The following is a 12,219-nucleotide window of genomic DNA, read 5'->3' as shown; positions in this document are numbered from 1 at the left end:
GCTTGTGGCGCAGTGTGCCAACTGCTCGACCGGCTCGACTCAGGTTTCGAGACACTTCCACCACGGATAGCCGATCAGAACTAGGGCTCAAATTATGACGAATTCGACCACCCAGGCCCCGGCAAAGACGCCGGACCTGGATGTCGGTGAGGGTACGTCACTGTCGCACCGGCAGATCCTGACCATCCTGTCGGGACTGCTGCTCGGCATGTTCCTCGCCGCGCTGGATCAGAACATCGTGAGCGTCGCGATCGTGCGGATCGCCAACAGCCTGGACGGATTCGACGAACAGGCCTGGGCGACCACGGCATATCTGATCACCGCGACGATCACCACCCCGCTGTACGGCAAACTGGCCGACATCTACGGTCGAAAGCCGTTCTACCTCACCGCGATCGGACTGTTCGTCATCGGTTCGGTGGCCTGCACCTTCGCCACCTCGATGTACGAACTCGCCGGATTCCGCGCCTTCCAGGGGCTGGGTGCGGGTGGGTTGATGTCGTTGGCGTTCACGATCATCGGCGATATCGTTCCCGCCCGGGAGCGGGTGCGCTACCAGGGCTATTTCATGATGGTCTTCGGTACGGCGACCGTGCTCGGGCCGGTGCTCGGCGGTTTCTTCTCGAACTACGACCAGCTCTGGGGTCTCGAGGGTTGGCGCTGGGTGTTCCTGGTCAACGTGCCGATCGGTGTGCTCGCGCTCGGCGTGGTCGCCAAGGTGCTCAATACTCCGCATCAGCGCCAGGATCACCGCATCGACTGGTTCGGCGCGGTCGCGTTGACGACCTGCGTGGTGCCGCTGCTGATCGTCGCCGAACAGGGCCGGGATTGGGGCTGGAGTTCGCAGCGGTCGCTGATCTGCTACGGGATCGGTGCGGGCGGGCTGCTGCTGTTCGTGCTCGTCGAATTCCTGATGAAGGATGCGGCGCTGATTCCCCTGCGGCTGTTCAAGAATTCGACCTTCAGCGTGACCATCGCGGGCGGCTTCATTGTCGGTATCGCGATGTTCGGCGCGATCGTCATGGTGCCGCAGTACTTCCAAGTGGTGCGCGGATATTCGCCGACCAAATCAGGTCTGCTGATGCTCCCGCTGGTGCTCGGGATCATGTTCGGCTCGCAGCTGGCCGGATTGACCACCAAACTGACCGGGCGCTACAAGATCCTGCCGGTGATCGGGACATTCATCATCGCGGTCGGCGCGGCGCTCTACGGCCGCGTGCATTACGACAGTCCGCTATGGCAGCCGCTGGTCTACGGCGGCGTCATCGGATTCGGGCTCGGTTGCTGCATGCAGACCCTGATCATCGCGGCGCAGAATGCCGGTCCGCGTTCGGATATGGGTGTTTCGACCGCTTCGGCGACCTTCTTCCGGCAGATGGGCGGCACCCTCGGTGTCGCGGTATTCCTGACCATCCTGTTCAACCTGTTGCCGCACCGGATCATCGACGCATTCGGTGGTGCGCTGCCCCCCGGCTTCGATGCCGCGCAGTTGAGCACCATGCAGAGCAATACCAGTGGAATCGCCGCGCTGCCCGACGAGCTGAGAGTGCCGATTCTGATCGGGTTCACCGATGCTATGCATGGTGTCTTCTATGCCGCGGCGGGGGTGGCGCTGCTGGCGTGCCTGGTGCTGATGTTCATGAAAGAGATTCCGCTGCAGGACAACCCGGCCCCCGCTGTGGAGCAGGTGACTCTGGAGGCCGAATCCAGCTGGGACGAGGCGCAGGTTTGGGAGGGTGCCGCCGAGGTGCTCTCCGAACCGGAACCGGTGCTGGCGGGTGCGGTCAGCCGAGTCTCGGTGGAGCACGACGGCAATGGTGTCTATGTGGCCGCCGTTGTGCCGCAGTCGCATTCGAGCCTCGAATACGAAGGTTCATCGATCGGCGGCCGGATCGGACGCGAGGACGGCAGACCGGTGCCCGGCACCGTGCTGACCCTGATCGACCAACGGGGACACCAGGTTTCGCGCGCGACCGGGGATGCCGACGGCCGCTACCGGATCGAGGCTCCGACCGCGGGCAACTACGTGTTGATCGCATCGGCGACCGGACATCGGCCGGAGGCGGTCAGCGTGGCCATCGGACAGCGCGCACAGCTGCTCGACCTGACCCTCACCGGCTCCGGCGAATTGTCCGGCGTGGTCCGTTCGGCCGGTCGCGGTACCCCGCTGCCGGGCGCCACCGTGACACTGACCGATATCCACGGTGAGGTGGTCGGGGCGGCGATCACCGCGGGCGACGGCGCGTATGTCTGTCATGGCGTCGTCTCGGGCACCTACACCTTGGTAGCAGTCGCCGAACATATGCGCCCCAGCGCCACCACCCTCACCATCCCCGACAGCGGTCTCCTGCATCACGACATAGATATGGCATCGATGGCAGTGCTGGCCGGATCCGCCTGGGCCGACGGCGACCGAGCCGTCTCGGACATCCAGATCACCGTCCTGGACGCATCCGGCGACCTCACCGCCACCGCCCGCACCGACGCCAACGGCCGCTACCTGGTAACCGACCTCCCCGAAGGCCACTACACCGTAATAGCCCGCGGCTACCCACCCGTCACCACCCGGGTAACAGTCTCCGGCGGCGAAGTAACCCACGACGTCCGCCTCGGCTACGAGCCCGCCGAAGCCCCCGACCCGCGCTGACACAGCTCAGAATTTCGCGCCACCCGTGGACGGCCTCGAAATGTTCGCCCGGATACCCACGGTCTACTCGAGTCGCATGGATGCGTAGGCGAAGGCGTCGGGGGAGTCGTTGTCGCGGATGTCTACGCCGTTGAAGCGGTCGAAGTGGGTGTCGGCGGGGATGGGGTAGTTCTGGTTGCCCTTGTCGGACTTCAGGGTTCCGAGATCTGCGTAGTAGGGCTTGTCGAGTTCGGGCCAGGGGTGGAGTTGTTCGGTGAGCCAGACGTGCAGGTTCGGGGCTTTGGTGAGGTCGAGGTTTTCCAGGCGGAGGAGTTTTGTGCCGTCGAATAGCTCGAGGAGAACGGCTGTTCCGCTCGTGACATGTTGCTGCGGGGCGAAGGCGCCTTTTGCGAGGGTTCGCACCACGTTGGTCGGTGTCGGGTCGTTCAGCGTGCTCTGGTCGTCACCTTTGGCGTCGACGGACCGCTGGCACGACACCAGCGCGACTCCGATGGCGATCAGTGCTGCCACCGCCATCCGCGTCATCGATGTGGACATGACCCTCCTCCCCGGAACCCGCGTCGCGTGACCGGCCCCCTTGCTCTGTTCATTGCCAGGGGTCGCTCTGGCGTTACGGCACCCTCAGTCGACGTGCGGCAACACTTCCGCGGCAATGCGCTCCATTTGAGCGACCTCGTCGAACAGCGGGTTGATCAGGATCATTTCGGCCCCCGCGTCGGCCACCTCGCGTAGGCCCTGGATGCAGTCCTTGGGTGTGCCGTGTACTGCGACCGGCAGCAGGGTTTTTCCGAATTCGCCGTAGAAGTCGGCCAGGGCGGTGGCCATGCGCTGTTCGGCCCGTGCCGGGTTGTCGTCGACCGCGATGTAGACGCGTTTGGCGATGTGGAAATCCGATGGGGCGCCGGAGTTTTCGGCCAGCGTCTCGCGCACGTACCGGACCTGTTCGGCGAATTCGGCCGTCGTGCTCGATCCGGCGCCGAAGAATCCGTTGCCGTGCCGGACCGCCCGTCGCAGTGCCGCGGGTGTGCTGCCGCCGAACCACAGTGGCGGATAAGGCTTCTGGAACGGTTTCGGCTCCATGGTGGCGCCGGTCAGCTGCCAGAACTCGCCGTCGATATCGATACGCGGCTGGGTCCAGAGTGCCTTCATGACGCGCAGGCCCTCGTTGAAGCGGGTCACCAGATTGTCGGCGGGGTCGACGTCGAAGGCGGAGAACATCCGGTTGCGTCCGCCGATCCCGACGCCGATCTCGAGCCGGCCGCGGGTGAGCTGGTCCAGCGTGCTGATGCGTTTGGCGAGGTGCACCGGATTGTGCAGCGGCGTCACGAACACCGCGCATCCGAAGCGCAACCGCTCATTGCATGCGGCGGCGAAGGTCAACAGCTCGATCGGACTCAGATTGGGCGCGGATCCGAGCAGCTGCTCGGTCGTCCATGCGCTCTCGAAGCCGAGCGCCTCGGCTCGATCCAGGTAGGCCCGCAGATTTTCCGGTTGGAATGATCCGTCGGGAATGAGCTGCGGAACCGAAATGGCGTATCGCATCAGCCGAGCCTATCCGGCGCATCGGAGCAGCGGTCCGGAGTCAGCTCGAGCCAGACCTGAACATGCCGGTAACTCGACTGTAACCACCCGCCGAGCCATCGCGATGCGCGCAGGCTAGATTATCCGAAAGCCGTTATCCCAGAGAGGAAATCACCCCCGTGGGGCAGTTCTGCAGAGCCGTTTTCCTGGACGCCGATCACAAGCTGATCGGGTATCTGGAACCCAAGATCCGATTCCTGAAACGCGCCTGGATCGGCGACGACTTCGTCCAGGGTGTGGAGCGCCTCCTGACGGTGCCGACGCGGGTGGTGTGGGCCGGACCTCAGGTGGGCAAGCAGACCAGCCTCTACGACAAGGCCGCCTCCGTCGCCCCGCTGGTCGCGCCGCAGAACGGCTTCATCGGCCGCTACATCCTCAATCATGACAAACGCACCTACGTGGACAAGGCGACGGTCCGGCGCGGTGCGGACCGCCACCGCATCCACCCGCTGCCGATGCTCACCGCGGAAGGCGCGGATTGCGCCGGCGGCGCTGCCGCACTGGTCGGTGCCTGGTCCGGGGATCGCATCTCGATGAGCGCCACCGTGCCCACCGGCTTCGCGCTGCTGAAGTACGACATGGTGGCGAACTAGGTCACGATTTCCGGGCGCTTTCGCGGCACGCGGATGTGTGTGCCGCACTGCGAGACTCGGACGCGTTTCAGAGCCGTGGATCGAAGACCAGCCGAAAACCGGTCAGCTCGTGCTCGTCACCGGAGGCCCAGAACTCCCGTCCCGGTAATTCGTTCTGTGGCAGCCCGGCCTGTTCGGCGATATCGGCGGCCGGTATCCACATGGGCGAGTGTGCCGGATGCCATGGTGTCTGCACCTGCGCCCGATCGCCGAACAACAGGATCACCCGCACCCGCACTGGTTCAGGTTCCATAGTTACATGATGCGCGCTCGCAACGGCTTTGCCGAGGTCGCGTGTATCAATCGAAACGTACTTCCCACCGTTTGATGCCATTGAGCCATCCCGAGCGCAGGTGCTCGGGTTCGGCGATCTGACTCAAATTGGGCATGGCGTCGGCGATGGCATTGAACATCAGATCGATCTCGAGCCGGGCCAGGTTGGCGCCGAGGCAGTAGTGCGTGCCCGCGCCGCCGAATCCGACGTGTGGATTGGGGTCGCGCAGGATATCGAACCTGAACGGATCCTGGAAGGCGTCCTCGTCGAAATTGGCCGAGCTGTAGAACAATCCGACGCGCTGGCCCTTGCGGATCAACTGCCCGCCGAGCTCTACATCGCGCGTCGCGGTGCGCTGGAATACCGAGACGGGGGTGGCCCAGCGCACGATCTCATCCGGCGCGGTGCGCGGCCGCTGCTCCTTGTAGAGCTGCCATTGGTCCGGGTTGTCGACGAGGGCCTTCATGCCGTGGGTGATCGAATTGCGGGTGGTCTCATTGCCCGCCACCGACAGCAGGATCATGAAGGACGCGAACTCGTCCGAACCCAGATGTTCACCGTCGATATCGGCATTGACCAGCTGCGTCACGATATCGTCCGCCGGGCAGGCGCGCCGCTGCTCGGCCATGGTCCAGGCATAGCCGGTCAATTCCAGCTGTGCGGTCGGCGCATCGGTGGCGTACTCCGGATCGTCGGCGCCGATCATCTGATTGGACCAGTGGAACAGCTTCTTGCGATCCTGCTGCGGCACCCCGAGCAGTTCGGCAATGGCCTGCAGCGGCAATTCGCAGGCGACCTGCTCCACGAAATCACCGCTGCCGGACTTCTTGGCGTCGTGCACTATTCGGGCGGCGCGTTCGGTGAGTGCCGCCCGCAGGCCCTCCACCGCGCGCGGGGTGAAGCCCTTGGACACGATGCGCCGATTCTTGGTGTGGGCGGGCGGGTCCATATTGAGCAGAATCAGCCGCTGCATATCGATCTGTTCGCGGGTGATGGTGGACTGGTATCGGATGATCGCGCTGTTCGCGGTGGAGGAGAAGATCTCCGGATGTTTCGAGATCTCTTTGATGTGTTCGAGTTTTGTGACCGCCCAGTAGCCGCCGTCATCGAAGCCGCTGGAGCGGTCGGGCTGGGCGCACCACCAGACCGGTGCGGTTCGGCGCAGCTCCGCGAATTCCGCGGTGGGTCTGCGTTTCGCCCACAGGTCCGGGTCGGTGAAATCGAATCCGGCGGGAATCGACGGCGTGGCCATGGCCACCTCCCAGAGCTGGAACACGTTCTACACACGATTGAAGCACAGTGTGCCGCGCCGAAGTGGTGAAATGCGTCAGTGCTCGAGCTTGCGTAAGAGCTGATTCAGCGAGCGCAGGTCGTCGGGGGAGAGGGCGGCGACGGCGGCCGGAGCGGGGTCGGGGGTGGCCATGGCCTGTGCGAGTACGGCGCGACCGGCGTAGGTGATGGAGACCTGTTTGCGGCGGCGGTTGGTCGGGTCGATCTCGCGCACGACGAGGCCGAGTTCGTCGAGATTATTGACCGCGACCGTGGTCGCGGGCGCATCCATGCCGGTCGCCTGCGCGATCTGGTTGAGCGTGAGCGGGCCGGGACGCAGGCGGCGCAGAATGCGAATTCGACTGAACGGCAAGCCGGTTCGCTCGGTGACCGCCCGCTTCCACGAGTCACGGGTATCCATCACCAGGTTGGTGAGCTGGGCCCACACCTCGTCGGCGGTGGGTACGTCATCCGGCATGTGCGGGGACCTTCTCTTCTAATATCGGGGCGACGCGATCGCGGGACCGCGCGGCCCAGCGGGTGTTCGCGACTATGCCGAGTATGGCGATTCCGGCGGTGAAAACCGCAATCAGCCACCACAGACCGGCGCCGGTCAGCGCGCCGCACAGCGCCACACCCATGCTCACGCCCACTTGCCTGCTGGTCGAGGCGACCGCCGCCGCGGCGCCCGCGCGATCCAGTGGCATCCCGCTGACCGCCGCCGTCGTGATCGGTGCATTGACCATGCCGAATCCGATTCCGAAGATCGCGAAGACGAGGAGCAGGTGCCAGACCGGAGTTGCCACATCGAGTCGAGTGAGCAGCACGGCGGCGATGGTCATCGCGACACCCGCCGCGAGCAGTGAGGGTTTGGTTCCGTAGCGCCCGACCAGACGCCCGGACAGCGGCGAGAAGATGAGCGTCGCGACCGCCATGGCCAGATATAGCGCCCCGGTGTGCACCGCCGAATAACCGCGCAGCTCTTGCAGATACAGCGAGCAGGTGAACAGGAATGCGCCGAGCGCCGCGAAGGCGAAGATCGCGGTGACCGTCGCCGACGCGAACGGCACACTGCGGAAGAAGCGCAGATCGATGAACGGATCCGAGCGCCGCGATTCCTGCCACAGGAAGGCCGCGAGGGCGACGGCCGACACCACGAAGACCACCGGCAACCGCTCGATCAAACCGAATACCACCGTGAACAGAAACGCGATCGCCAGCAATTGTCCGATCGGATCGAGTCCGCGCACCGTGGCCGACTTCGATTCCGGCACAAATAGAGTCGTCAAGACCAGCGTGAGCGCGCAGATCGGCAGATTGATCCAGAACACCGACTGCCACCCCAGCGCATCGATCAGCACGCCGCCGACCATCGGCCCCAGGGCCATCGAAATGCCGACGACCGCACCCCAAATGCCAACCGCGCGAGCACGTTCCACCTTCCCGGTGAAGACCTGCGTAATGATCGACATCGCAACCGGATTCAGCATCGACCCGCCGATGGCCTGCAAAAACCTTGCCCCGATGAGGGTTTCGATATTCGGCGCGAGGCTGCAGGCCAGCGACCCGAGTGCGAAGACCGTCAACCCGATCCGGAACACCCGCCGCCGCCCGAACCGATCCGCAGTCGCACCGGCGAGCATCAGCAGACTCGCGAGCGTGAGCGTGTAGATATCGATGATCCACTGCAGCCGACCCAGCGGCGCATCCAGATCCGCTCGAATCGCAGGCACTGCGACATTCACGATCGTCGAATCCATCGACACGATCAGCAGACTCAGGCAACACGTCGCCAACACCACCAACTTGCGGCGCGGCGTCAGCTCTTCAACAGTTGTATTCACACAATGATTGTGTAATCACAACTGTTCCGAATGCAAGGGCAGTCCCAGGATGTGAGCTGTGCAACATACGGCTGATGTTTCAGTCGCCGGTGTGCGCCGGGATGCCGAGAACGGTGAGGAAGGCGGTCGACGCGGGCGTGCGGCCTGCACGGCTCCAGATGACGTACTCGACACGGGCCGGTGCGTCGGTGACCTGGACGGTGACAACGCCCGTGAGCTGGGGCGCGTAGGCGGCGGGGAGCATGGCCACGGCTAAGCCCGGCCCGACGAGTCGGGCGATGTAGTCGGCGCTGGTCACTTCGAAGGCGACGTCACGGTCGAGACCGGCGGCCGCGAAAGCCTGGTCGGATTGGATTCGCCCGGCTGTCCCGGCTGGGAGGTCCACGAAAACCTCGGATGAAAGTCTGCGCAGGTCGACCAGTGTTTCGGCGGCGAGGGGATGATCCGGGGCGACCACGGCGACGAGTCGATCACGGGCGAGTTCGTGAACGGCGACGCCCTGGGGTCGCGCCGTGGTCGGCAGGCCGAGGAAGGCTACGTCGATGGCGCCCTCCCTGACCTGTTCGATGAGATCATCGCTCGCGCCCACCCGCAGGTCGATGCGCACCTGCGGGTACTGCCGACGGAAATCGCACAGCGCACCCGGGATATCGACCGCGGCGACGGTCGGGATCAGGCCGACGGCGAGCCGCCCCCGTATCTCACCGATTGCCGCGGCGACCTCGGCGGCTGCACGCTCGGCCGCGTCGAGACACTGACGGGCGCCGGGGAGGAACGCCGCACCGGCCGGTGTCAGCCGCACCCGGCGGCTGGTGCGCTCGAAAAGTCGCGCGCCGAGTTCGCGTTCCAGGCGCGCGATCTGGTGACTGAGAGCGGACTGGACTACCAGACATCGTTCGGCGGCCCTGGTGAAGCTATTCGTCTCGGCGACCGCGACGACGTAGCGCATCTGCTGGAGCTCCATGGGATCAATCTTGAATCGAGATTGATCCAGTGACAAACATGTGTTGGACTCATTGATCGCGGCCGGGTGAGACTGCGAGTGTGAAAAGTTCAGTAGCACAGCGGGTTTCCGGTGCTTCGAAGGGAAACCTGCCTCGCGCCGCACTGACGGCGCTCGCGCCTTTGGCGTGGGGCACGACCTATGTCGTCACCACCGAACTTCTCCCGCAGGGACATCCACTCTTCGCAGGACTCTTCCGTGCGCTGCCCGCCGGTCTGATCGCGTTGGCGGTCACCCGGACGGTGCCGCGCGTGACCTGGTGGGGGAAGGCAGCGGTACTCGGTGTACTGAATATCGGGCTGTTCTTTCCGCTGCTGTTCGTCGCGGCCGAACGCCTGCCCGGCGGCGTTGCCGCGACTTTGGCCGCAGCTCAGCCGCTCATCGTGGCGATCCTGGCCGTGACAGTTCTACACGAGCGCCCATCGTCATGGCGGATCGGCTGGGGTGCGATAGGGGTGGTCGGCGTCGGCCTGGTGGTGATCGGGCCGAATGCGGCACTCGACGGCATCGGGATCGTCGCGGGTCTGGCCTGCGCGGCCACGATGGCGCTCGGCGTGACGCTCACCAAACGCTGGGGACGGCCCGCCGAGGTGAGTCCCACCGCATTCGCCGGTTGGCAACTCACCGCGGGTGGTCTGTTCCTGGTGCCCGTCACCTTCGTCTTCGAGGGCGGACCTCCCGCGATCGACTCGCACGCCGCCATCGGCTACCTCTGGCTGGGTCTGATCGGCGGCCTGATCGCCTATGTCCTGTGGTTCCGCGGCATCACCACATTGCCCGTCAACTCCGTCTCGATTCTCTCCTTGCTCTCGCCGCTGGTGGCCGCCGTGCTCGGTGCCATTCTGCTCGGCCAGACACTCGGCCCGATCCAACTCGTGGGGTTCGGGCTCTCGCTCGCCGCCATAGTCGCGGCACAACTTCCCGTTCCGACCCTGGAAAGGACAGCTCGGTGAAGATTGCCATCGTCGGAGCCGCAGGCATGGTCGGTTCGCGCGTCGTAGACGAAGCCGCGAGCCGATGCCGATGGCGCCTCCCGAATCTCGGCCGAAGACCTCGCCGTGCAATCCTCGACGAACTCGAAATCCCATGCGATGACCAACATTTCACCGTCGGTTACTGAGATGAGCCGAATCCTCGGTCTCGCCGCCACGCTCGCCTGCCTCGGTGTCGCCGCGCTGCTGCCCGCGGATCGGGCGGCGGCGGATGGTGCATTCCGCACTGCGATCGACCTGCCCGCCGGATTCCGGCCGGAGGGTATTGCGATCGGGGCGCTGCCGGTGGCCTACCTCGGCTCGCAGGCAGACGGCTCCATCTACCGCATCGGTCTGATGACCGGGGAGGGCGCCATCCTGAGCCCTGGCCCGGGTACACCGTCGCTCGGGCTCCAGCTCGACCACCGCGGTCGGCTGTTCGTCGCCGGTGGCAATGCCGGGGATGCGCGTGTCGTGGACACCCGGACCGGTGCCGTGTCGGCGAGCTACCGGCTCGGCACGCCGCCGGACACATTCGTCAACGATGTGGTGCTCACCTCCACGGGCGCATGGTTCACCGATTCGCGCGCCGGTGCTGTATCACCTGCCGGTCGGGCGCGACGGTGCGTTGCCACCGCCCGAAGCAGTGGTGCGTCTCCCGCTGACCGGCGACATCGCTTATGTGCCAGGAGCTTTCAACGCCAACGGAATCGTGCGCACCCCCGACGGCACCGGGCTGATCATCGTGCAGTCGGTGACCGGCCGACTGTTCCGTGTCGACCCGGCGACGGGCACGACGCGCAGGATCGACATCGGCACCGAGACTGTGCCCGACAGTGACGGTCTGCTCTTGCACGCCAGCACCCTGTTCGTAGTCCAGAACCGGCGCAACATGATCGCCGTGATCGCGCTCGACGCGGCGGGCGCGACCGGCACGGTCGAGCGGCGCCTGACCGATCCGCGCTTCGACACACCGACAACCATCGCCGCGTTCGGTAATCGCCTGTACCTGCCGAACGCTCGCCTCACCACACCACGGTCACCGACCACGCCATACAACGTCGTCGCGGTCGACCGACCTCTTTAGTGCCCCCACCCGGTACGACGAAATCTGCGACGGGTATCGGCGACCGGCACCGCCGGTCGCCGATACCCGTCACGTCAGGCCGGTGATATGCCGTCCGGGTCGAGATGCCGGGCGAAGAAACGGACCGCACTGTCGACTTCGAACCGGGGTACCCCGGCGTGTCCGCCCGCATTGGCGTGCAATGTCTTTTCCTTCGAACCGAAGGCGTCGAACAGAGTGAGCCCGGATCGGCGATCGACGAGTTCGTCGTCCCACTGGAGCAGGAATTCGATCGGGACGGTGATCCGCCCCGCCGCCTCGGTCAGGGTTTCGTGCCCGAGGCAACCGAAGACCGCGGCGCTGATCCTGGGTTCGACCGCCGTCAACGGCACGCCGATCCCGGTGCCCTGCATGATGCCCCAGAAGCCGATCGGCGCTTCGGTGCCGATGTCCGGCAGTTTCTGGAGAGCGTCGATGGTCGCCTGCCATTCCGGTACGGCACGTGTCGCCAGGTCGAGGTGGATCCCGACGACGATCGGGCCGATGGGTTCGCCCGCCGCCTGCGCCTGCCGTAAAGCTGCTACCTGCCGTTCGTCGGTCGCCGTACGGGGCCGGTCGCCGTGTCCAGGGGCGTCGAGGGCGGCGACATGGAAACCGCAGGCGGTCACGAAGCGGTGGGCACGGCCCAGGACTCCGGGTGCTCTCTTGTGCTGGCCGCCGCCGTGCGCCATCAGGATCAAGGGTGCACCCGCCGCCCCGGACTCGGGTGACCAGAGCACGCCGCGGACCTCACCGAGAATGAAGTCGCGTTCGATGACACCGTTCGACGATGTCTGCGAGGTGAAATGCATTGGTTGTTGCCTTTCGGGATTGCCTTATGGCGGCACTCCCGGCGACACCTACCTCAATCGCCCGACCGTGAACCCGAAGGG

General features: G+C 65.3%; 13 protein-coding genes. 4 read left to right on the top strand and 9 right to left on the bottom strand.

The window, feature by feature from the left end:
- Positions 1-94: 94 nt before the first annotated feature.
- On the top strand, positions 95-2,647 hold the full coding sequence (locus tag ACQPZ2_RS27835; protein WP_433521159.1) for a DHA2 family efflux MFS transporter permease subunit: 2,553 nt from the start codon (positions 95-97) through the stop codon (positions 2,645-2,647).
- Positions 2,648-2,710: 63 nt separating this feature from the next.
- On the opposite strand, the gene ACQPZ2_RS27830 is transcribed toward ACQPZ2_RS27835, so the two are convergent.
- Together ACQPZ2_RS27830 and ACQPZ2_RS27825 are read right to left on the bottom strand one after the other, a co-directional pair.
- On the bottom strand, positions 2,711-3,184 hold the full coding sequence (locus ACQPZ2_RS27830; protein ID WP_433521158.1) for a DM13 domain-containing protein: 474 nt from the start codon (positions 3,182-3,184) through the stop codon (positions 2,711-2,713).
- Positions 3,185-3,268: 84 nt separating this feature from the next.
- Positions 3,269-4,189 (bottom strand): LLM class flavin-dependent oxidoreductase, encoded by a 921-nt coding sequence (locus ACQPZ2_RS27825; RefSeq protein ID WP_433521157.1) that lies wholly within the window; start codon positions 4,187-4,189, stop codon positions 3,269-3,271.
- Between the two features lie 158 nt (positions 4,190-4,347).
- On the opposite strand from ACQPZ2_RS27825, the gene ACQPZ2_RS27820 reads away from it, so the two are divergent.
- Positions 4,348-4,821: a hypothetical protein gene (locus ACQPZ2_RS27820; protein WP_433521156.1), complete on the top strand. Its 474-nt coding sequence runs from the start codon at positions 4,348-4,350 to the stop codon at positions 4,819-4,821.
- A 67-nt stretch (positions 4,822-4,888) separates the two neighbouring features.
- Here the strand turns inward: ACQPZ2_RS27820 and ACQPZ2_RS27815 are convergent, their stop codons facing one another.
- From ACQPZ2_RS27815 to ACQPZ2_RS27795, 5 genes are all read right to left on the bottom strand, one after another.
- Positions 4,889-5,113 (bottom strand): hypothetical protein, encoded by a 225-nt coding sequence (locus ACQPZ2_RS27815; RefSeq protein WP_063038062.1) that lies wholly within the window; start codon positions 5,111-5,113, stop codon positions 4,889-4,891.
- 46 nt (positions 5,114-5,159) lie between these two features.
- The gene (locus ACQPZ2_RS27810) at positions 5,160-6,386 is read right to left on the bottom strand and encodes a cytochrome P450 (protein WP_433521155.1); all 1,227 of its coding nucleotides are present in this window, start codon (positions 6,384-6,386) and stop codon (positions 5,160-5,162) included.
- Between the two features lie 75 nt (positions 6,387-6,461).
- Positions 6,462-6,881 (bottom strand): MarR family winged helix-turn-helix transcriptional regulator, encoded by a 420-nt coding sequence (locus ACQPZ2_RS27805; protein WP_063038061.1) that lies wholly within the window; start codon positions 6,879-6,881, stop codon positions 6,462-6,464.
- Positions 6,871-8,247 (bottom strand): MFS transporter, encoded by a 1,377-nt coding sequence (locus ACQPZ2_RS27800; protein WP_433521154.1) that lies wholly within the window; start codon positions 8,245-8,247, stop codon positions 6,871-6,873. The genes ACQPZ2_RS27805 and ACQPZ2_RS27800 overlap by 11 nt, the downstream gene beginning before the upstream one ends.
- A 79-nt stretch (positions 8,248-8,326) precedes the next feature.
- Entirely contained in the window at positions 8,327-9,211 is an 885-nt protein-coding gene (locus ACQPZ2_RS27795) for a LysR family transcriptional regulator (protein WP_433521153.1), read from the bottom strand.
- An 80-nt stretch (positions 9,212-9,291) separates the two neighbouring features.
- Here ACQPZ2_RS27795 and ACQPZ2_RS27790 point away from each other — a divergent pair, with 80 nt between their 5' ends.
- On the top strand, positions 9,292-10,203 hold the full coding sequence (locus ACQPZ2_RS27790; protein ID WP_433521152.1) for an EamA family transporter: 912 nt from the start codon (positions 9,292-9,294) through the stop codon (positions 10,201-10,203).
- Positions 10,204-10,353: 150 nt separating this feature from the next.
- Here the strand turns inward: ACQPZ2_RS27790 and ACQPZ2_RS27785 are convergent, their stop codons facing one another.
- The gene (locus tag ACQPZ2_RS27785; protein ID WP_433521151.1) at positions 10,354-10,647 is read right to left on the bottom strand and encodes a hypothetical protein; all 294 of its coding nucleotides are present in this window, start codon (positions 10,645-10,647) and stop codon (positions 10,354-10,356) included.
- 166 nt (positions 10,648-10,813) lie between these two features.
- Here ACQPZ2_RS27785 and ACQPZ2_RS27780 point away from each other — a divergent pair, with 166 nt between their 5' ends.
- Positions 10,814-11,308: a hypothetical protein gene (locus ACQPZ2_RS27780; RefSeq protein ID WP_433521150.1), complete on the top strand. Its 495-nt coding sequence runs from the start codon at positions 10,814-10,816 to the stop codon at positions 11,306-11,308.
- A 74-nt stretch (positions 11,309-11,382) separates the two neighbouring features.
- Here ACQPZ2_RS27780 and ACQPZ2_RS27775 read toward each other — a convergent pair whose 3' ends face one another.
- The gene (locus ACQPZ2_RS27775; protein WP_433521149.1) at positions 11,383-12,138 is read right to left on the bottom strand and encodes an alpha/beta hydrolase; all 756 of its coding nucleotides are present in this window, start codon (positions 12,136-12,138) and stop codon (positions 11,383-11,385) included.
- Positions 12,139-12,219: the final 81 nt, after the last annotated feature.

Origin of the sequence: Nocardia pseudovaccinii, assembly GCF_050942345.1 — a bacterium.
Classification (GTDB): Bacteria; Actinomycetota; Actinomycetes; order Mycobacteriales; family Mycobacteriaceae; genus Nocardia; species Nocardia pseudovaccinii.
This window is presented reverse-complemented; position numbering and strand designations above follow the sequence as displayed.

Bases quoted from the DNA above. Each gene is read 5' to 3' on its own strand.
- ACQPZ2_RS27810 (WP_433521155.1), bottom strand. From the start codon at position 6,386: ATGGCCACGCCGTCGATTCCCGCCGGATTCGATTTCACCGACCCGGAC.
- ACQPZ2_RS27775 (WP_433521149.1), bottom strand. From the start codon at position 12,138: ATGCATTTCACCTCGCAGACATCGTCGAACGGTGTCATCGAACGCGAC.
- ACQPZ2_RS27795 (WP_433521153.1), bottom strand. From the start codon at position 9,211: ATGGAGCTCCAGCAGATGCGCTACGTCGTCGCGGTCGCCGAGACGAAT.
- ACQPZ2_RS27835 (WP_433521159.1), top strand. From the start codon at position 95: ATGACGAATTCGACCACCCAGGCCCCGGCAAAGACGCCGGACCTGGAT.
- ACQPZ2_RS27805 (WP_063038061.1), bottom strand. From the start codon at position 6,881: ATGCCGGATGACGTACCCACCGCCGACGAGGTGTGGGCCCAGCTCACC.
- ACQPZ2_RS27830 (WP_433521158.1), bottom strand. From the start codon at position 3,184: ATGTCCACATCGATGACGCGGATGGCGGTGGCAGCACTGATCGCCATC.
- ACQPZ2_RS27825 (WP_433521157.1), bottom strand. From the start codon at position 4,189: ATGCGATACGCCATTTCGGTTCCGCAGCTCATTCCCGACGGATCATTC.
- ACQPZ2_RS27815 (WP_063038062.1), bottom strand. From the start codon at position 5,113: ATGGAACCTGAACCAGTGCGGGTGCGGGTGATCCTGTTGTTCGGCGAT.